Below are 18,883 nucleotides of genomic sequence, written 5' to 3' on the forward strand. Positions count from 1 at the left end.
CATGCACAAGACAGGAGGCTCCATGCCCAGGAAGGAACGCAAGCATATCGATCTCGCCCTGCAGGGCGGCGGCTCCCACGGGGCGCTGACCTGGGGGGTGCTCGACCGGTTACTCGAAGAGGAGCGACTGGAGATCGATGGCGTCAGCGGCACCAGTGCCGGAGCCATGAATGCCGTGGTGCTCGCCGATGGCCTGCATCGGGGCGGACGCGAAGGAGCCAGGGAGCGGCTAAGTGAGTTCTGGCGCGGCGTCAGTCGTGCAGCTCGCTTCTCGCCCATTCAGCCGACGCCCTGGGACTGGCTAGCGGGTACCGGCAGCCTGGATTATTCCCCCAGCTACATGATGTTCGAGAGCCTGACCCAGCTCGTCGCCCCGGACAGGCTAAATCCGTTCAAGATCAACCCGCTGCGAGACCTGGTCTGCGAACTGGTCGACTTCGGACGCGTCAACGCCTGTCGCAAGACCCAGGTCTATATCACGGCAACCAATGTGCGAACCGGGCGCGCCAAGGTCTTCCAGCAGCCAGAGATCTCGGTAGACACCGTGATGGCTTCAGCCTGTCTGCCGTTCATGTTCCCGGCCGTGGAGATCGACGGCGAGGCCTACTGGGACGGAGGCTACAGCGGCAACCCCGCGCTGTTTCCGCTTGTCGACAACCTCGACTGCCAGGACCTGGTGGTGGTGCAAGTCAACCCTCTGGTCAGGCAGGGTCTACCGGACAGCGCACGAGACATCATCAACCGCATCAACGAGATCACCTTCAATACCAGCCTGATCAAGGAGCTACGCAGCATTCAGCTCCTCCAGCAACTGATCGACGCCGAAAATCTCGAGGTGGAGCGCTACCGTTCCATGCGCCTGCACCTGATCCATGCCGAGCAGGAGGTGGAACAGCTCTCCGCCTCGAGCAAGCTCAACGCTCAATGGGATTTCGTCTCGCGCCTGTATCGCCAGGGCCGAGGCTGGGCCGACCTATGGCTGAAGGAGAATTTCGACAAGCTGGGGCAGTGCTCGACCTTCGATATCAACGCCGTGTTCAGTGACACCTTCCGCCCGGTCTCCCTTCCAGCCAAGAAGGAGGACTAGACATGACCGGCATCCTGGCGATCGTCGTTGCGCTGTGCCTGTTGATGTACCTGGCCTACCGCGGCCTGAGCCTGCTGATCCTCGCCCCCGCGCTAGCCGCCCTGGTGGCACTGGTATCGGTGGATACGCCGCTGCTGGCCAGCTATACCCAGGTGTTCATGGGCTCGGCGGGTAGCTTCATCGTGCAGTACTTCCCGCTGTTCCTGCTCGGTGCGATCTTTGGCAAGCTGATGGAGGATTCCGGCAGCGCCGAGGTACTGGCCGGCGCCATCGTCGAACGCCTGGGCGAGAGCCAGGCCATTCTCGCCGTGGTGCTCTCCTGCGCGGTGATGACCTACGGCGGCGTGTCGCTGTTCGTGGTGGCTTTCGCCGTATTTCCCATTGCCGCGGCGCTGTTTCGCAAGGCCGACCTGCCCAAGCGGCTGATCCCCGGCACCATTGCGCTGGGTGCCTTCACCTTCACCATGACCGCCCTGCCCGGCACGCCGGCGATCCAGAATGCCATCCCGATGCCCTTCTTTGGCACCTCGCCCTTCGCCGCCCCGGGGCTCGGCATCATGACCGGATTGATCATGCTGGGCCTGGGCCAGGCCTGGCTCACCTACCGCGCCAGGCAGGCCCAAGCGGCCGGCGAAGGCTACGGCCAGCATGACAGCGAGCCCACCCCGCCCGACCACCTGCGCGAACGCGCTGCCGGCGAAGGGTTCGACCTAGCCGAAGTCCAGCCTCAGCCACGCAGCGGACTGCCCAGCCTGCCTCTGGCACTGCTGCCCATCGTGCTGGTGATCGCGCTGAACCTCATGTTCACCGCGGTAATCATCCCGGCCATGGATACCGGCTACCTGTCAGATCCAGTCTACGGTGCCACCAGCATCGAATCGGTGCGCGGCGTGTGGTCGGTCATCGCCGCCCTGGTGCTCTCCATCCTGCTGTTGATCGCCCTGAACTGGCACCGTCTCGAGGCACTGACCTCTACATTGGACAGCGGCGCCAACGCCTCACTGCTGCCGATCTTCAATACCGCAAGCCTGGTCGGCTTCGGCTCGGTGATCGCCTCGCTGGCGGCCTTCGATGCCATCAGCGCCTGGGTGACTACCGCCGGCGGCGACAACCCGCTCATTTCGCTGGCCATCGCCGTGAACCTGCTGGCGGGCATGACGGGCTCTGCCTCCGGTGGGATGAGCATTGCACTCTCCACCTTGGGCGACACCTACCTGGCCATGGGCCAGGCGGCCGGCATCTCGCCGGAACTGCTGCACCGAGTCACCGCGGTGGCCACCGGCGGGCTGGACGCCCTGCCCCACAACGGGGCGGTGATCACCCTGCTCTCGATCTGCGGTCTGACTCACCGCCAGGCCTACCTGGACATCGCAGCCGTGGCCGTGGTGGGACCGATCATCTCGCTGATCGTACTGATCCTGGTGGGTTCGCTAGTGGGCTCGTTTTGAGGCATGAGCACAAGCGCTGGTATCAGAACCAGCGCTTGCGCTTGAACCAGATCACCATAGCGATTGCCGTGGCGATCATCGCTCCCCAGACCAGCGGATACCCCCAGTACCAGCCGAGCTCGGGCATGGCGAAGGGGCTGGTGGGGTGGGCGAAATTCATGCCGTAAACGCCAACAATGAAGGTCAGAGGCATGAATACCGTGGCGATGATCGTCAGCGTACGCATGCTCTCGTTCAGCCGGTGGCTCATGCTGGACAGATAGACGTCCAGCAGGCTCGCGATCATGTCGCGATAGCTCTCCACCAAATCCATCACCTGTACGGTGTGGTCGTAGACATCGCGCATCCACATCAGGGTATCCGGTGTGAACAGGTCGTCATGGTCGCGCAGCAGTTGGTTGATCACTTCCCTGGTAGGCCAGAGATACCGGCGCAGCATGATCAGCTCGCGCTTCAATCCATGCAGCCGCTCCAGCGTCGAGCTGTCGGGGCGGTCGAGGATTTCCACCTCGAGCTCCTCGATTTGCTCGCCGAGGCTGTCCAGTACCGGGAAGGCGTGGTCCACTGCGGCATCGAGCAGGCCATACAGCAAGTCGTCAGGCTCACCCAACATCCGCCCGCCACGCTCTTCCAGGCGCCGCCGCACCTCAACGAAAGGATCCAGGGAGTTGGCCATCAAGCTCACGACGACGTTGGTCCCCATGAGAAGCGTCAGCTGGTAAAGGTGAAGCGTCCCTTCAGCATCGAATTCGGGAATGCCCAGAATAATGACCAGCGACTCATCGAAGCGCTCCACCTTGGGTCTTTGACCGCCATTGAGAACGTCCTCCTGGGCCAGAGGATGCAACCCGACACGCGAGCCGAGCAGCACGAGATCCTCTGCGGTGGGCATGCCCTGCACATGCACCCAGCAAAGCGGTCCACCCGAGCTGACCTCGGGTATCTCAGCCGGGTTGATTTCTCGCACTTCCCCCCAGCGGCCCGCATCGCGCCGGACCAGTGTGTACCTGGCTGGGCCCAGTCGCTGCGCCTGCTCCAGGCTCAGCTCGCGCAAGGTCCCCGGCGCCGTGCCGGCCGGGTGGTAGTGCTTCTTGAACAGTCGGGTCATCGGGGTGTCGATCCTCGGCGATTCGGCCCTACCCATATTGACATGCTTTGGCGCCACCACGAATCCAGGACGGTCAGTGCCCGCCGGCTTGCTCAGCAAAGCAAGAAAATTCAGCTAATCTGTAACATGGCATGCGGTACAAGGAAGCCGGCCCAAGGAGGGAGAACGACATGACCATGACGGTGGGCGAGCTTTTCATCGCCCTGGTACTCATCTCGCTGGTGTTGCTGGTCAGCAACGCCATTCGCAACGTTTCTCCCTGGCTGCGCCGCCTGTTCCTGCCGAGTTCGGTCATTGGCGGTGCTATCCTGCTGCTTCTCGGTCCCGAAGTCATCGGCCGCGGAGTGACGGGCCCGTTCGAGGAAGCCGCCGGACTGTTCCCGGAATACGTCTACGAAAGCTGGGCCGCCCTGCCCGGCCTGTTGATCAACGTCGTGTTCGCCGCGCTCTTCATCGGCCGCCCGATTCCCGGGCTGCGCACCATCTGGATGCGTGCCGGACCACAGGTCGTGGTAGGCCAGACCATGGCCTGGGGCCAGTATGTCGTCGGTCTGACCCTGGCCTTACTCATCCTGGCCCCCGTGTTCGGCATGAATCCCATGGCCGGCGCCCTGATCGAGATCGGTTTCGAAGGGGGCCACGGCACCGCCGCCGGCATGGCAGATACCTTCACCGAGCTCGGCTTCGAGGAGGGCGCCGACCTGGCACTGGGCTTGGCCACCGTGGGCATCGTCTCGGGCGTGCTGATCGGTACACTGATGATCAACATCGCGGCCCGGCGCGGCGTCATCAGCCTGGACAAGACGCGCAAGACCTCCGATGCGCTGGACGAAGCCCAGGCCATGTCCCAGGGAGAGGAAAACGAGCTGCCCCCGACCGAGGAGTACAGCGAGTTCAAGAAGGACCTGGCTCAGGAGGAGGAAACGGCGGACCCACTCAGCCTGCACATCGGCCTGGTCGGTATCGCCATCGTCATCGGCTGGCTGATCCTCACTGGCCTGCAGTGGATCGAACAGCAGACATGGGCGCGCAACGATGGCCTCGAGATACTCGCTCACGTACCGCTGTTTCCCATCGCCATGATCGGCGGCGTGATCGTGCAGCTGTGCGTGACCCGCTTCGGCCTCGAGCCTCACGTCTCCAGCCGCACCATGGCGCGCATTGCCGGCACCGCGCTCGACTTCACCATCGTCGCGGCGCTGGCCACGCTTTCGCTCACCGCCCTGGGCGAGCACTTCATCCCGTTCCTGCTGCTGGCTCTCGCGGGCATCGGCTGGTCGTTGTTCGTACTGATCGTGATCGCCCCGCGGGTGATCCCCGAGAACTGGTTCGAGCGCGGCATCGGCGACTTCGGCCAGTCCATGGGCGTGACCGTCACCGGTCTGCTGCTGATGCGCATGGCCGACCCCAAGAACCGCTCCGGCGCCTTCGAAAGCTTCGGCTACAAGCAGCTGATGTTCGAACCGGTGGTCGGCGGCGGGCTGTTCACGGCGGCGTCACTGCCACTCATCGCCCAATTCGGCGCGCCCACCATACTTGGCTTCACGCTGATACTCACCGTAGCCTGGCTGGTCTTCGGGCTGCTCTATTTCGGGCGCATGGTACCCGAGCGAGGGCGCGGCAGGTGGGGAGTCAAATCCCCTTGAACATCCTTTCGTTGTAGATGGTGGTGTGCTTTTCAACCAGCCGTAGCTTTGCCAGGTCGGGATGGAGAGGATTGACCACCGCGATGTTCTCCATCCCACCCGCCACGGCGCAGCTCGGCACCAGCAATATCAACCGTTTTCGGAGTTGGAGCCACTGCGTGCCCATCTGCTGGGTGGCAATGGGATAGGGAAACTCGGCCCAATCGTCCGGCAGTCGATCGACTGGCCAGGTTTCCACGGAGTCGTCCGGCGCCTCGAAGACCGCCAGTCGGTAGCTATCGGGCAGGTCGCGCGGCGAAGGGATATAGTTGCCAAGTTCCAGCATGGCCACGCTCGGTGTCGTGCCGAAATAGAGAACGGGCACACCTGCCGTATTCCACCTGGCGCCGTCCCGATAGCTGGCGCCCATGCCGCTCATGTTCTCGATGTACTGGTCGGGCCCGATACGGAACAGCCTCATCAGCTGAATTCCCCGAACTCGACCTTGCGCAGCACTTCGCGAACCAGGCAGCGCCCCTCGAAGGTGTCGAACAGATCGAGAGGCTTCTCGCCGGACAGGGCGGGAATGGGCGTATTGAGCCAGCGCAGCGCCTTGTCGCCGTCACCGAACACCTGGCGGGTATGATAGAAGACCCGCAGCACGTCCAGGACTTCCTCGCTATCGGCACGACTCAATGCCTTGCGCTTGTAAAAGCGATGCAGATTGCCCGGCGTGGTCTCCAGCAGCCTTACGAACAGCTCCCGGTTGTCGCCCAAGGCATGGATGGCCTGCTTGACGACGCTGCCCGAGATTCCCTCGCGCACCGTCTGGATGAAGGCGACCTTGTCGCGATACACCGCAGGCGGCACCTTGACCCCGCGGATACCCTCTTCGCTATCACCGTCTCTCTTCAGCGCTTCCATGACCAAGCCCTCGCTCTGGTTGATCGATTCACTCCTCTATGCTCACTGTCATTCTACATCATTTTGATGTTCATAGATCATCAAAACGCAGAACCAACGACCAAGAGCACCGGGCGTCAGGATTTGGTCTTGCGCTTGCCCTTCTGAGCACGCAAGGCGGCCTCGAAGGAGCGGTGCGCCCAGGCTGCAGCCAGCTCGCGGTCTTCGAACAGCTCCTCCGGCGCCTGGTAATAGGACATCTGCACTAGCTTGCCGCCCTTGTCATACTCGAACGGCTCGAGTCCCTCGCGCTCGAAGTTATCGAGGTTGTGCGCATCGACCTTGAGATAGAGCGTCTCGTCGGCCACCAGCGCGAACATCAGGCCATCGTGATAGATACCGTGACCGCCGAACATGCGCCGCGCGGTGATGGGGCCGAACAGCTCGAACACGTCGCCCAGCGAATCCGTGTACTCGCTCACGGCATCTCCTCCATGCCTATGGGGGTGTTCGTCATTCTGGCTCACGACCAGCTCAGCTCAAAGCCATCGGCCTGCCCACGCAGAGCGCCGCAGTCAGTTGGGGGGGCAGCTCACGGTAGGCGACATCGGGCTCGGCCCCCAGACCATCGAGAATGCGTGTAAAGAAGGCGCGCCCGGCAACCACCGCAACGATGTCGAATATTTCGTCGTCGGCAAGCCCATGGGCTCGCAGTGCTTCGATATCCTCGGCGCCGACCTCCTGCGCGCGGGTTGCCACCTTGGCGGCAAAGGCCATGATGTCACCCTCAGCCTCATCGAGCGCAACCTGGCCCTCAGTCAGCATGGCTTCGACGGCCTCCATGCCCACCAGCTCCGCGAGGAACTTGGCATGGGCCAACGAGCAGTAGGAGTTGCCAAGGGCCAAGGCGGCGGCAACGGTCACCAGTTCGTAGCGGCGCGGCTCCATGGGGCAGCGGACGGTCGCGATCAGCGACGCCCAGGCCTTCATCACTTCGGGGCGATGACAGAACACCCGCGCATAGTTGGGCAGGTAGCCGAAGTGGGACTGCTGGCGTTGGTACATCGCCAGGACCTCGCCTTCGGCTTGCTCAGGGGGAATTGTCTCGATGAAACTCATGTCATTGTCTCCCGGCTTCAAGCGGTGGTGGAACGCGGGTGCAACCAGGCCGGCAGCAGCAGCTCGGTGTCGATCTCCGCGCCGCTATCGAATACGACCCCGCACTCTGCAAGGCAATGGCCCAAGCTGCCGTCCTGCCATGCCGCGAACAGTTCGCTGCAGCCGCCGACTGGCTTACCGCCGATGAAAATCTGCGGGATGGTCGGCGCCCCGCAACGCCGCGCCAGCACGGGACGCAGGCGTACCCCCATGTCGCCGGCCTGATAGTCGGGCGAATCGAGATCCACGCTCAGGTAGTCGACCCCCAACCGGTCCAACAGCTTGCGTGCCGCCCAGCAGAACTCGCACCAGGCGAGGGAGATCATCACCACCGGTGCCTGCGCAAGGCACTTCTCCAGGCATCGCTCAGCCTCGACATCCCACGCCGTATCCGCAGGCTGTATGGCCCGCGGTGCGGCAACCGCGGCCGGACGTGGCGCGGGAAGATCGAAGCGGAAGCCGGGCGTGGAGCGCGAGAGTGCCAGCTCCTCCTCGTTCATCTCATCCTCGATGCCCTCGAACAGCGGCGTGGACTGATAGCGCTCACCGGTGTCGGGCAGCATGCAGACGATATGGCTGCCGGGCGGCGCTCGCCGCGCCACCTGCAGCGCCGCGGCCAGGGTCGCGCCAGCGGAGATGCCGACGAAGATGCCCTCCTTGCGCGCCAGCTCGCGGGCCAGGCGCAGCGCCTCCTCGCCGGCCACCGGCACGATCTCGTCCACCATGCCGGCGGCCAGTGCCTGCTGGGTGAGCGGCGAGATGAAATCCGGGCTCCAGCCCTGCATCAGGTGGGGGCGAAAGCGTGGGTGGCTGGCTGCCGCCGGCTGTGCCTCGCCACTGCCCAGCAGCGGGGCGTTATCGGGCTCGGCGACGACAATCCGCGTACATGGGTCGGCCGCCTTCAGCACCCGGGAGACGCCCTTGAGCGTACCACCAGTGCCGAAGCCGCTGACCCAGGCATGAATCGGCTCACCTGCGAAGTCGTCGAGGATCTCCTGCGCCGTGGTGCGACTGTGCACCTCGGCGTTGGCCTCGTTCTCGAACTGACGACACAGGAAGTAGCCGTGCTTCTCTGCCAGCTCGATTGCCTTGGCCAGCATGCCGCTGCCCTTCTCGGCAGCCGGCGTGAGCACGACGCGGGCACCGAGGAAACGCAGCAGGCGACGCCGCTCCAGGCTGAAGCTTTCGGCCATGGTTACCACCAGCGGATAACCCTTGCTTGCGCATACCATGGCCAGGCCGATGCCGGTATTGCCGCTGGTGGCCTCGATCACGGTCTGCCCACGGCGCAGCGCGCCGCTGTGCTCGGCGGCCTCGATCACGGCCAGGGCCATGCGGTCCTTCACCGACCCCATGGGATTGAAGGCTTCCACCTTCACGTGCAAGTTGACGTCCGGCGGCGCGAGCCGGGCGAGTCGCACCAGCGGGGTGTCGCCGATGGTTTCCAGAATGCTGGCATAGCGTGTCATGACGCCTCTCCTCAAGAAATAATGGAACAAGGCCAATCTCCCTTCGCGACGAGGAAGCCAGCGTGGTAGCCAGCGTGGTTTTTGCTGTTGATCGTGCGCCATCCTGGCCATCGGCTCAGGAGCTATACTGCAAGAGATACCTCACCGGCCCCTGCAATGAACGCGCTGACCCTAAACTTGCTCGGCGAACTCGAATTGATTCGAGACGGGCAACCTTTAGCGCTTCCTCCCTCCCGCAAAACCCGTGCCCTGCTCGCTTACCTGGCACTGCACACCCGTGCGCTGAGCCGCGAACACCTTTGCGAGCTGCTATGGGAGATGCCCGATGATCCTCGCGGCTCGTTGAGATGGAGCCTGTCCAAGCTGCGCCGCCTGCTGGATACGCCAGGGCGCATCCGAGTGCGAGCCGATCGTACCGGCGTGGCGCTGGATACCAGCGATATCGACATCGACGTGGTCGACCTGCATGGACGACTTGCCGCCGACCGAATGGAGGCGACCGACATCGAGGCGCTCGAACGCGCCGCGAATCGCTACCGGGGACCCTTCCTGGAGGGACTGGAGCTAGACCGTTTCGCAGACTTTCACTCCTGGTGCCTGGCCGAGCGCCAGGCAGCCCTGCGCGCACAGACGTCCCTGCTTGCCGCCCTCGTCGAGCGCCTGATGCATGCACCCGAACGTGCACTGGACCACGCCCATACCTGGGTACGAGTCGCTCCCTTCGATGAAACGGCACGCGCACGGCTGGTACGCCTGCTGCTGACTCTGCATCGCCCCCGCGAGGCCGAGCAGCAGCTAAAGCTGGGGGTGCGGCTCATTCGTGAAGCGGGTCTGCCACTCAACGGTCAGTTGCTGCGTGCCTGGCACGAGACTCGACAGGCAGCCACGATCATCCCTGCCGGTAGCACCCCGGCAGGATTGGCGATCCACCCGGTCGGCGAGCCGATACCGCCGGAAGGCGATGTGCTGGAAGTGATGCGCTGGGCGGCACTGCTCGCGCCGAATCCCAGCCCGGCCAGCTTGAGCCAGGTATCGGGACTGGATACGAATCGTACCGGTGCAGCACTGGAAGTCGCCGAGCGCCAGGGCTGGCTGAATATCGATGCCGGCATGCTGCGTTTCACCAACAGCGAAATGGCGGTGAAGCTGTATGCTGCGATTTCGCCGGCACGCCTGCCCGTCATGCATCGGCGTGTTGCCGAATGGCTGGTCGAAACCCCAGTTACCGACCTGGACCAGGCACAGGCCCTGGTCCACCACGCCCTGGCCAGCGGCGATCCGGAACTGGCCATTCGGGCGACGATCGAGGCTGCACGCTTCAGCCTGAGGATCTGCGCCAACGCACAGGCGCAGAACTTTGCCCAGCAAGGCCTGGCGCTCGCCGAAGGCATGCTCGGTACGCGGCGCATCTGCCTCGCCCTCGAACTCCACGACCTCCTGTACCGTGCGGCCCCCTTGGCGGATTGGGAAGCCGGCGTTGGTGAAGTCGTGGCGCTCGCCGAACAGGCCCTGGAGCACGGCGCCCTCGCCCATGCCCGGCTCGGATACCAGCTGGCCAGCCATATTCGCTGGGCTCACGGCCAGTGGAGCGATGCCCATGAGCAGACTCTCCAGGCGGAACGTGCGACCCGCTGCGGCGAATCCCGCGACCAGGTCATCGCCATGGCGGAAACCGCGCGCTGTCTGGCCATGCTGGAGCGAGACCTGAACCAGGCGGCCGAGCTGCTCGAACAGGCCTGCGAACTGGCCACGCGTCAGCACATCGGTCATCCCGCCATTCCTCTGGCCCAGGGCCTGCTCAGCCTGCACGCGGATCACTTCGACAAGGCGGAATGCCACTTCCGGGAGGCACGCACCCTGTGCAAGGCCATGGGCGACCGACTGGGCGAGTTCCAGGCTCAGGAATCGCTGCTGCTGATCGACCTGGAGCGGGACGATTATGCCCAGGCCCGCGAGCGTTGCACGCAGCTGCAGGAACTCGGCAAACGCCTGCGCGACGGCAGCGAGGCGCCTTACGCTGACGCCGCCGCGGCCCTGTGTGCGTATGCCCTGGAGGACGACTCCGCGCCCTTCGGTGTTGCACTCGTCACTCTGCGCCACGCCGATGCCCGCCATCGCCTGGCCACCCTGTTGCTGCAGGCGGCACGGCTCGATCTCGCTCGCGCTCGCACCGAAACGGCCAGGCAGCGTGCCGGCGAGGCCCTGGAGCATGCCCGCGTTCTCGAACGTCGCAGCGAGCAACTACTGGCCCACGCCCTGCTGGCTGAATGCACCCGCCGCCTTGGCGAAGAAGATGCCTGGCGATATCATGCCCGGGCCGCCCAAGGTCTGCTGCAAGAGCCCGTCGCGGGCTGGGCCATGCGCCGCTGTCATGCGCTGCTGGCGCAGCCTGCCGCCGAGGATGAAGCATGATCGACGTGTTTCTGGAGCATCGCCTCCCGCGTCCTCTCGGATCGAAGCTGGTGCGTGCGCTGACCCTAGAGTCACAGCCATGCTTCGATTTACATCGGATCCAATGGCAGGAAAGCCTGTTGGCACGAGACGGGCAACGTTTGATCTGTCACTTTCAGGCACCCGATGTGGAATCGGCGCGGGTCGGCCTGCGCCAAGCAGGCGCCGACGTCAGCACACTGTGGGGAGGCACCGTGCATGTCGCACCGGACCTGGCCGCCTCGGACCTGGCCCAGGGCAACGTACTGGTGGAGCGCCACTTCGCGGTGCCCGTCTCCTTCGAGGCGATCCAGACCCTGGAGCAAGCCGGCGGCGACTGCCTGTCCCATCATCGCGTTCGCTTCCTGCGCACCCACTTCTCCCTCGACCAGCGGCGCATGCACTGCCTGTACCAAGCGCCCGATGCCGAATCCGTACGCCTGGCCCAGCACCAGGCCGGCATGCCGGTCAGCCGCATCTGGGCCTTTCAACGTATCTCACCGGGCGATACCACGGCGCCGCCCTGAAAAACCACGCCCTCTCCCACGCTGGATCCCACGTGCCTCCCCGAATCTCTTGACTGACCGCTGACGGTCACCCTACGACGTGAAAACAGGAGAGCTCCATGCACACCGCCACTCAACAGATCGACAACGGCGTCAACGTCACCGCCCTGCTGGGCGCCCGCGAAGCGCTGGCCCAGGCACCGCAAGCCGCCCGCTTCACCTGGCGCGCTCACTGCGAGTGGATTCGCGGCACTCACAGCCAGATCGCCGTCGAGGACTTCCACGGCCTCGGCGAAGCCCAGCAGCATCGCTCACGCTTCACCTACCAGGCGGACCACCCCGAAGTGTTCGCCGCCGAAGACCACGGCCCCACTCCGGTGGAGTACGTACTCGTCGGGCTGGCCGCCTGTCTCACTGCCGGTGTCGCTGCCGTGGCCCAGCATCGCGGTATTCAGCTGCGCTCGGTCAAGGCCATGGTGGAGGGCGACATGGACATCCAGGGTATCCTCGGCATGGACCCGGAGGTGCGCAACGGCTTCGACGACATCCGCGTCATGTTCGAGATCGACGCCGATGCCAGCCGTGCGGATATCGAAGCGTTGATCGCACAATCTCAGAAGCGCTCGGCCGTCTACGACCTGCTCACCAACCCCACCCACGTGAAGGTCGAGCTGAAATGAAGGCCGTTACCGCCGTGGTCATCGGCGCCGGGCACGCCGGGCTCGCCATGAGTCATCACCTGGCCCGGCGCGGTATCGACCACGTGATTCTGGAGCGCGGCGAAGTGGCCCATGCCTGGCGACACGAGCGCTGGGAGTCGCTACGCCTGCTCACGCCCAACTGGCAGTGCCGCCTCCCCGGGCACGCCTACGTCGGGCCGGAACAGGAAGGCTTCATGAGCATGCCGGAGCTGATCGCCTTTCTCGATGACTATGCACGGGGCCTTTCGGCCCCGCTGCATACCGCGACCGAAGTGCTTGCGCTGCGCCAGGTGGAGGGCGGCTACCGGGTCATCACCAACCGCGGGGAGTGGCGCTGCCGTGCGGCGATCATCTCCACCGGTGCATGCCAGCTTCCAGCCGTGCCGGCCATGGCAGCGGCCCTGCCGCCAGGGATCGTGAGCCTGACACCCCATGCCTACCGTCACCCGGGGCAGCTGCCAGAAGGCGGCGTGCTGGTGGTAGGTGCTTCGGCCAGCGGCGTACAGCTGGCCGACGAGCTTCAGCGCAGCGGCCACCCCGTGACCCTGGCCGTGGGGCAGCACCTGCGTCTGCCGCGACGCTATCGCGGCCGTGACATTCAATGGTGGCTGGAACACGCCGGCTTGCTCGACCAGCGCTTCGACGAGGTGGAAGATCTCGCCCGCGCCCGGCGTCAGCCTTCGCCGCAGTTGCTGGGCAGCACCGTGCCCAGGAATCTGGATCTCAACTCTCTGAGGGAGCGTGGCGTGCGCCTGGTGGGGCGTTTGGCCGGCCTTGTCGGCACCCGCCTGCAGTTCTCCGGCTCGCTGGCCGTGCACTGCACCGCGGCGGATCTCAAGCTGGCTCGGCTGCTCGACAACCTGGACGCCTGGGCCATCGCCCATGGCTGGCACGCCGCCCTGCCCGCCCCGGAGCGCCCGGCGCCCACCCGGGTGCCGCCGCGGCCCTGCCTGGGCCTCGACCTGGCTGCCGGTGAGATCAAGACGGTGCTGTGGGCCACCGGCTTTCGTCCCGACTTCCGCTGGCTGCAGGTACCGGTATTCGACGCCCGTGGGCGTCTGCAACACCATGGCGGCGTGGTGGCCCCTGGCCTCTATGCCATGGGCCTGCCCTTCATGCGACGCCGCAAGTCGGGCACCATCCACGGCGCCGATGACGACGCTGCCGAACTCAGCGCTCACCTGGCCGCCTGGCTGGCCAGGGCGAAAACGCAGCACGGCAGCTTGGCCTGAGCCCCGCAATCACCCAGACCCAGCCGCTCAATGCAAGCGGCTGGGTCTTCTGTCTGACCCCATACCCTATCGAGCACCGCAGCAGCATCGACCACGCACTCGCAACAGCACTGAGACCCAGGATCCTTTATCATGAGGCATCTGATGCAACGACACGGGATGCCGCGTGAAAGCCCTGGTCATCGAAGACAACCCGAACCTGGCTACCTCCATCGCCACTTTCCTCGGCGAGACGGGATTCCAGGTGGAAACCTGCGGCGACGGTCGCAGCGCCGAGCATCTGCTGCAGACGCTCTCCTTCGACTTGATCCTACTCGACCTGGGCCTTCCCGAGCTGGACGGCATTCATCTGCTGCGTCGCCTGCGCAGCCGCAACGACAGGACGCCGGTACTGATCATCTCGGCGCGGGACGCCCTGGACCAGCGCGTACTGGGCCTGGAGGAAGGGGCCGACGACTACCTGGCCAAGCCCTTCTCGCTGGTGGAGGTGGCGGCCAGGGCGAAGGCACTGGTGCGCCGGGCGAAGCAGTTCGGCGAGAATAGCCTGCAGTGCGGTGACATCGAGCTGCCTTCCGGCAGTCCCGTCGCGCTGGTCGCAGGCAAGCCCGTCACGCTACACCGTCGCGAGCGTGAAGTGCTCGAGTACCTGCTGATCAACCAGGGACGCCTGGTGAGCAAGGCACAGCTGATCGACCGGCTTTCAGACCTGGACGACACCGTCTCCCCCAGCGCCATCGAGACCTATATCTCGCGCCTGCGCAAGAAGCTCGGCGATGGCATCCAGCTGCGCACCGTGCGCGGCCTCGGCTACCTGCTCGACACCAAGTCAAATTGACATGACCTCGATTCGCTCCCGCCTGCTGCTTTGGATCGGCCTGCCCTTCACCCTGGTCGGCCTGCTGACCCTCGCCACCAGCTACTACGTGCTCTCCAACCAGATCACCGAGACCTTCGACGACATGCTGCTCAACGCCGCGGAGCGTCTGGAGCGGCGGATCTATTCAGTGGATGGCGAGCTGCGCATCAACATGCATTACTTCAGCATCAGCACCCTGGGCAGCCGCGGCGACGGCAAGATCTTCTACCGGATACGCGATGCCGAGGGCAACATGCTGGCGGGCTTCGACGGCCTCGAGGACCCGCCGGACGACCTCGACCAGCCGCTGTTCTACGACACTCGCTACGCCGGCAACTCGCTGCGTGCCGTGGCCACCACCTTCCCCGTGGTCCGCTCGACCCACAGCGGGCAGATCGAGGTGATCGTGGCCGAGTCGACCGAGGCCAGGCAGACCATGATCAACGAGTTTCTGCTCACGCTTTCGGTGCTCATCACCATCGGCGGCCTGCTCGCCGTGACCATCGCCCTGCTGGCCATTCATCGCGGCCTGGCCCCGCTGCGCTCGATCAGCCGCTCGCTGCGCCGCCGTTCGCAGTACGACCTCGAGCCGATCGAAGCCGAGGTGCCGAGGGAAGTCTCGACCCTGGTTGCCAGTATCAACGGGCTGATGATGCGCATGCGCCAGAGCATTCACAATACCCAGCAGTTCAATGCCGACGTCTCCCATCAGCTGCGCACGCCGATTTCGGAAATTCGCGCCCTGGCGGAGCTCTCCTCCCGGCAGAGCACCGACCCGACGGCCCGGCGCAGTCTGGATGAAATCGGCCGCATCGCCGAAAGCGCTGGCTACACGGTGCAGCAGCTACTCACCCTGGCCAAGGCGCGCCATGAGCTGGTGGATACTTCCGCCATGGCCATTGCCGACCTCGCCGAGCTGTGCCGGGAAGCATGCGCCGAGTCGATTTCCCGGGTCTACCAGCGCGGCCAGGAGCTCGAGTTCGAGGAGCGTGAAAGCGGCTGCCGGGTCATGGCGGATGGCGTGATGGTGCGCTGGCTGATCCAGAACCTGATCGAGAACGCCAGCCAGCATGCCGGCGGCGCCCAGCCCTATCGCGGCACCATCTACGTCTCGGTTGCCCGCAGCCAAGGGAGCGTGCAGCTGCAGGTCAGTGACGACGGTATCGGCGTGAGCCCAGAGCATCAGGCCCGGCTGACCGAGCGCTTTTTCCGCGCCAGCCCCGAGACGCCTGGCAGCGGACTTGGCCTGGCCATCGTCGACGAGATCGCCCGCGCCCACGGCGCCACGCTGGAGCTCGACAGCCCGGCGGGGCAGGGGCTAACGGTGACGGTGACCTTTCCCTCAGCTTAGGTTTTGCTCACCAGCCTCCGGCTGAGAGAAATGACCACCGGCGTGGCCAGGATCAGCAGCAGCAAGCGCAGCACGTGGTGAGACACCACGTAGAGCGGATCGACGTCCAACGCCACCGCGATCACCGCCATCTCCCCCACGCCGCCGGGCAGCAACGCGAGCAGTGCCGCCACGAAGGAGTGTGCGGTAAAGGTCGCCAGCAGCCAAGCGGTGGCCACCGCCATCACCACGGCATAGAGCCCGAACAGCAGCCCGAAGCGCCCTACCTGAACGACCCGCTGCCACGGGGTACCCGCGAAGCGAGCCCCCACCGAGCTGCCCAGCACCAGAAAGGTCGCCACCAGCAGCAGGTCGGGCAGCGCGACCCCGTGGCCCAGTGTCGCCAGTACCGCCCCCACCGCCATCGGGCCAAGGAACTCCGGCAGGGGGATGCGCAGCAGCCGGCCCAGCCACCAGGCAGCAGGCGCCAGCAGCAGCAGGGAGATCGCCTCCCAGCCAATGCCATTGCCCTCCCCCAACGCAATGCCGCCGGCCAGGGAGCTGGCCAGGAAGGCCGCCGATGCCACCACGATGACCAGGCGCATGGCGTGGGTGATGGCAATCCAGCGGATGTCCACGCCCAGCCGCTCGGCGAGGATCACCGTGGCATTCATGCTACCGGGAAATGAGCAGAACACGGCGCTGAGCCGACCCATCCCGCTGGCGGAGAAGAGCCAGGCCCCGCCGGCCAGCATCAGGCCCATGTAGACCAGCATGGCCAGCACGCTGGGATACCACTCCAGCAACTGCGTCAACTCGCCAAGCTCGATGCGGTTGCCGATGAACAGCCCCAGCATGGCGATGGAGCTACGATGCAGACGCTTGTCGATACCTGCCCGCATGCCGGCCAGCGAAGCGATCAATACCGCGAAGAGCGGCCCCAGCATCCAGGCCAGCGGCAGTGAGACGAGGGTGGCGACAGCGCCACCCACGGTCCCTATCAACAAGGTCGCCAGGGTACGCCGCAGCATCGATCAGGCGTCGAGCGGCTGGCGGCGCCGGCGGAACCAGTTCATCAGGCGCTGGCCGAACAGCGACACCAGCAGCAGCGCGAAGATGATCAGGGTGACCGGGCGCTCCAGCACGTAGGCCAGGTTGCCACCGCTGATCTGGTAGGAGTGCAGCAGCGACTTCTCGGCCATGGCCCCGAGCAGCATGCCGATCACCGCGGCGGGCACCGAATAGCCATAGTGACGGAACAGCCAGCCGATCACCGCGAAGATCAGCACCGTGGCAGGGCCTGTCATGTTGCCGGTCAGGCCGAAGGAGCCCATCACCGCCAGCACCAGCACCGAGGGGATCAGGTAGCGCATCGGCACCTTGACGATGTTGGCCAGCAGCGGGATGAAGAGCAGCCCGATGATCACCAGCAGGAAGACCTGGGCGAAGTTGGCGAAGATGATGGCGTAGACCACATCGGTCTGTTCGCGGATGAACTGCGGGCCGCCGGTGATGTTGTGCATGGCGAAGGCCGCCAGCATTACCGCCGTGGCTCCGCCGCCCGGGATGCCCAGCGCCAGCAGCGTGGCCATCGACCCCGCCTCGGAGGTGCTGTTGGCAGATTCCGAAGCCACCACGCCCTTGGGGTTGCCCTTGCCGAAAGAGGATGGATCCTCGTCGCGGCGCTGGGTCTCCACATAGGAGAGCAGGTTCGAGACCGACGACCCCACGCCCGGCACGGCACCGACGAATACCCCCAGCAGGCCGCCACGCAGCATTACCTTGGGATAGCGCAGGGCAAGGCGGAAACCGCGGAAGATCTCGCCGATACGCACCTTGCGCGAGGCTTCCGATTCGACGATGTAGCCCTTGTTGGCCAGCTTGAACAGCTCCGAGGCGGCGAACATGCCCATCATGGCGGGAATCACCGGCACCCCGTCGAGCAGGAAGGTCTGGCCCATGGTGCCCCGTGCCATGCCCAGCTCGTTGAAACCGATGGTGCCCACCAGCAGGCCGACGAAGCCCGCAATCAGGCCCTTGAGCACCTGCTCGCCCTTGAGGCTAGCGATCAGCGTCATGCCCCACAGGATCACCACGAACATCTCGGACGGACCCAGCCTGAGGACCATCATCGAGAGCGGCTGAATCATCACGAAGAGGATGAGATAGCCCATCAGTACGCCGATCACCGACGACACCAGGGCCACGCCCAGCGCCTCGTTGTGCCGTCCCTGGCGCGCCATGGGATAGCCGTCGAAGGCGGTGGCAATGGCCGACGAGGTGCCGGGAATATTCATCAGGATCGCCGGGATACCGCTGCCGAAGGAGCCACCGGTGAAGATGGCCGTCAGGAACAGCATCGCCTGCACGAAATCCATGTAGAGGGTCATGGGCAGGAAGATCGCCATGGCCATGGAGATCTGCAGCCCCGGTGTGGCACCGAAGATCAGGCCGATGATGATCCCCGGAATCACCACCATCCAGGGACTGAAATTGGTGAAGAGCAGGGAGAGCGCCTGCTCGACCGCAGCGAAATCGATCATGGGGTCTCCTCCGGTCAGCCTTCGAGCAGCAGCATGGGCATGGGATAAGGCAGCATGTAGGCGAAGAAGAACGCCGTGCCGAAGCCGAACGCCAGGCTAAAGCCGATCAGCAGCAGCCAGTTGCGCTCCCCTTTCATGAGCAGGAACAGGGCGATGAACAGCACGGTGGCGACATCGAAGCCCAGGGTTTCCAGTGAAATCACATAGGCGGCAAACAGCCCCACGACCGGCAGCGTGCGGTGCAGCGGTTCCGCCTCGTCGCCCGGCCGAGTGAGCAAGGTGCCCTGCTTCAGGCGCAGGACCACCTCCAGCAGCACGATGCCGAGCACCAGCAGGGACAAGGGCAGGATCAACAGCAGATTCTGAATGGCCGATGAGACCCTTATGGCATCCATCAGGTACCACAGGGTAAAGCCGGCCAGGGCCATGAGGACCAGCAGGTCCCCATAGTCGCGTTTTTTGGCGTACATGGGACGACTCCAGGCGG

18 protein-coding genes are annotated in these 18,883 nt (G+C 64.9%); 9 read left to right on the forward strand and 9 right to left on the reverse strand.

Annotated elements, in window-relative coordinates; translation table 11 throughout:
* Window positions 1-22 precede the first annotated feature (22 nt).
* Window positions 23-1,087 (forward strand): patatin-like phospholipase family protein, encoded by a 1,065-nt coding sequence (locus tag H1D44_RS02385; protein ID WP_181513232.1) that lies wholly within the window; start codon window positions 23-25, stop codon window positions 1,085-1,087.
* A 2-nt stretch (window positions 1,088-1,089) separates the two neighbouring features.
* On the forward strand, window positions 1,090-2,535 hold the full coding sequence (locus H1D44_RS02390) for a GntP family permease (protein ID WP_181513233.1): 1,446 nt from the start codon (window positions 1,090-1,092) through the stop codon (window positions 2,533-2,535).
* Between the two features lie 22 nt (window positions 2,536-2,557).
* On the opposite strand, the gene corA is transcribed toward H1D44_RS02390, so the two are convergent.
* Complete coding sequence (gene corA / locus H1D44_RS02395) at window positions 2,558-3,643, reverse strand: magnesium/cobalt transporter CorA (RefSeq protein ID WP_181513234.1); 1,086 nt, start codon at window positions 3,641-3,643, stop codon at window positions 2,558-2,560.
* Between the two features lie 170 nt (window positions 3,644-3,813).
* Here corA and H1D44_RS02400 point away from each other — a divergent pair, with 170 nt between their 5' ends.
* Window positions 3,814-5,289, forward strand: a complete 1,476-nt coding sequence (locus H1D44_RS02400) for a sodium/glutamate symporter (RefSeq protein ID WP_181513235.1) — start codon at window positions 3,814-3,816, stop codon at window positions 5,287-5,289.
* Here the strand turns inward: H1D44_RS02400 and H1D44_RS02405 are convergent.
* The 5 genes from H1D44_RS02405 to cysK form a co-directional block, all read right to left on the reverse strand.
* Entirely contained in the window at window positions 5,276-5,749 is a 474-nt protein-coding gene (locus H1D44_RS02405; protein WP_181513236.1) for an RES family NAD+ phosphorylase, read from the reverse strand. The two genes, H1D44_RS02400 and H1D44_RS02405, sit on opposite strands and share 14 nt — an antisense overlap.
* Complete coding sequence (locus H1D44_RS02410; protein ID WP_181513237.1) at window positions 5,749-6,192, reverse strand: antitoxin Xre/MbcA/ParS toxin-binding domain-containing protein; 444 nt, start codon at window positions 6,190-6,192, stop codon at window positions 5,749-5,751. The genes H1D44_RS02405 and H1D44_RS02410 overlap by 1 nt, the downstream gene beginning before the upstream one ends.
* Window positions 6,193-6,308: 116 nt before the next feature.
* Entirely contained in the window at window positions 6,309-6,653 is a 345-nt protein-coding gene (locus tag H1D44_RS02415) for a TfoX/Sxy family protein (RefSeq protein ID WP_181513238.1), read from the reverse strand.
* A 52-nt stretch (window positions 6,654-6,705) separates the two neighbouring features.
* A complete protein-coding gene (locus H1D44_RS02420) occupies window positions 6,706-7,290 on the reverse strand; it encodes a carboxymuconolactone decarboxylase family protein (protein WP_181513239.1) in 585 nt (194 codons plus the stop codon).
* A 17-nt stretch (window positions 7,291-7,307) separates the two neighbouring features.
* Complete coding sequence (gene cysK / locus H1D44_RS02425) at window positions 7,308-8,798, reverse strand: cysteine synthase A (RefSeq protein WP_181513240.1); 1,491 nt, start codon at window positions 8,796-8,798, stop codon at window positions 7,308-7,310.
* Window positions 8,799-8,954: 156 nt separating this feature from the next.
* Between cysK and H1D44_RS02430 the strand changes: the two genes are divergently transcribed.
* From H1D44_RS02430 to H1D44_RS02455, 6 genes are all read left to right on the forward strand, one after another.
* Window positions 8,955-11,210, forward strand: a complete 2,256-nt coding sequence (locus tag H1D44_RS02430; protein WP_181513241.1) for an ATP-binding protein — start codon at window positions 8,955-8,957, stop codon at window positions 11,208-11,210.
* Window positions 11,211-11,329: 119 nt separating this feature from the next.
* Window positions 11,330-11,755, forward strand: coding sequence for a DUF4242 domain-containing protein (locus tag H1D44_RS02435; protein ID WP_181513242.1), 426 nt, complete (start codon window positions 11,330-11,332; stop codon window positions 11,753-11,755).
* Between the two features lie 98 nt (window positions 11,756-11,853).
* Window positions 11,854-12,414, forward strand: coding sequence for an OsmC family protein (locus tag H1D44_RS02440; protein ID WP_181513243.1), 561 nt, complete (start codon window positions 11,854-11,856; stop codon window positions 12,412-12,414).
* Complete coding sequence (locus H1D44_RS02445) at window positions 12,411-13,667, forward strand: flavin-containing monooxygenase (protein ID WP_181513244.1); 1,257 nt, start codon at window positions 12,411-12,413, stop codon at window positions 13,665-13,667. The genes H1D44_RS02440 and H1D44_RS02445 overlap by 4 nt, the downstream gene beginning before the upstream one ends.
* Window positions 13,668-13,833: 166 nt before the next feature.
* The gene (locus H1D44_RS02450) at window positions 13,834-14,502 is read left to right on the forward strand and encodes a response regulator (RefSeq protein WP_181513245.1); all 669 of its coding nucleotides are present in this window, start codon (window positions 13,834-13,836) and stop codon (window positions 14,500-14,502) included.
* Between the two features lies 1 nt (window position 14,503).
* Window positions 14,504-15,874 (forward strand): sensor histidine kinase, encoded by a 1,371-nt coding sequence (locus tag H1D44_RS02455; RefSeq protein ID WP_181513246.1) that lies wholly within the window; start codon window positions 14,504-14,506, stop codon window positions 15,872-15,874.
* Here the strand turns inward: H1D44_RS02455 and H1D44_RS02460 are convergent.
* Genes H1D44_RS02460 through H1D44_RS02470 form a run of 3 tightly spaced genes read right to left on the reverse strand, consistent with a single transcriptional unit; the run spans window position 15,871 to window position 18,866 of the window.
* Entirely contained in the window at window positions 15,871-16,884 is a 1,014-nt protein-coding gene (locus H1D44_RS02460) for an AbrB family transcriptional regulator (RefSeq protein WP_181513247.1), read from the reverse strand. The genes H1D44_RS02455 and H1D44_RS02460 overlap by 4 nt on opposite strands.
* Before the next feature lie 3 nt (window positions 16,885-16,887).
* On the reverse strand, window positions 16,888-18,396 hold the full coding sequence (locus H1D44_RS02465) for a tripartite tricarboxylate transporter permease (protein ID WP_181513248.1): 1,509 nt from the start codon (window positions 18,394-18,396) through the stop codon (window positions 16,888-16,890).
* Window positions 18,397-18,410: 14 nt separating this feature from the next.
* Window positions 18,411-18,866, reverse strand: coding sequence for a tripartite tricarboxylate transporter TctB family protein (locus H1D44_RS02470; RefSeq protein ID WP_181513249.1), 456 nt, complete (start codon window positions 18,864-18,866; stop codon window positions 18,411-18,413).
* Window positions 18,867-18,883 lie beyond the last annotated feature (17 nt).

The organism is Billgrantia kenyensis, assembly GCF_013697085.1.
Taxonomy (GTDB): Bacteria; Pseudomonadota; Gammaproteobacteria; order Pseudomonadales; family Halomonadaceae; genus Halomonas; species Halomonas kenyensis.

What these genes read in the sequence shown, in the direction of transcription:
- H1D44_RS02385 (WP_181513232.1), top strand. Translation starts at nt 23, where the DNA reads ATGCCCAGGAAGGAACGCAAGCATATCGATCTCGCCCTGCAGGGCGGC.
- H1D44_RS02390 (WP_181513233.1), top strand. Translation starts at nt 1,090, where the DNA reads ATGACCGGCATCCTGGCGATCGTCGTTGCGCTGTGCCTGTTGATGTAC.
- corA (WP_181513234.1), bottom strand. Translation starts at nt 3,643, where the DNA reads ATGACCCGACTGTTCAAGAAGCACTACCACCCGGCCGGCACGGCGCCG.
- H1D44_RS02400 (WP_181513235.1), top strand. Translation starts at nt 3,814, where the DNA reads ATGACCATGACGGTGGGCGAGCTTTTCATCGCCCTGGTACTCATCTCG.
- H1D44_RS02405 (WP_181513236.1), bottom strand. Translation starts at nt 5,749, where the DNA reads ATGAGGCTGTTCCGTATCGGGCCCGACCAGTACATCGAGAACATGAGC.
- H1D44_RS02410 (WP_181513237.1), bottom strand. Translation starts at nt 6,192, where the DNA reads ATGGAAGCGCTGAAGAGAGACGGTGATAGCGAAGAGGGTATCCGCGGG.
- H1D44_RS02420 (WP_181513239.1), bottom strand. Translation starts at nt 7,290, where the DNA reads ATGAGTTTCATCGAGACAATTCCCCCTGAGCAAGCCGAAGGCGAGGTC.
- cysK (WP_181513240.1), bottom strand. Translation starts at nt 8,798, where the DNA reads ATGACACGCTATGCCAGCATTCTGGAAACCATCGGCGACACCCCGCTG.
- H1D44_RS02430 (WP_181513241.1), top strand. Translation starts at nt 8,955, where the DNA reads ATGAACGCGCTGACCCTAAACTTGCTCGGCGAACTCGAATTGATTCGA.
- H1D44_RS02440 (WP_181513243.1), top strand. Translation starts at nt 11,854, where the DNA reads ATGCACACCGCCACTCAACAGATCGACAACGGCGTCAACGTCACCGCC.
- H1D44_RS02445 (WP_181513244.1), top strand. Translation starts at nt 12,411, where the DNA reads ATGAAGGCCGTTACCGCCGTGGTCATCGGCGCCGGGCACGCCGGGCTC.
- H1D44_RS02455 (WP_181513246.1), top strand. Translation starts at nt 14,504, where the DNA reads ATGACCTCGATTCGCTCCCGCCTGCTGCTTTGGATCGGCCTGCCCTTC.
- H1D44_RS02460 (WP_181513247.1), bottom strand. Translation starts at nt 16,884, where the DNA reads ATGCTGCGGCGTACCCTGGCGACCTTGTTGATAGGGACCGTGGGTGGC.
- H1D44_RS02465 (WP_181513248.1), bottom strand. Translation starts at nt 18,396, where the DNA reads ATGATCGATTTCGCTGCGGTCGAGCAGGCGCTCTCCCTGCTCTTCACC.
- H1D44_RS02470 (WP_181513249.1), bottom strand. Translation starts at nt 18,866, where the DNA reads ATGTACGCCAAAAAACGCGACTATGGGGACCTGCTGGTCCTCATGGCC.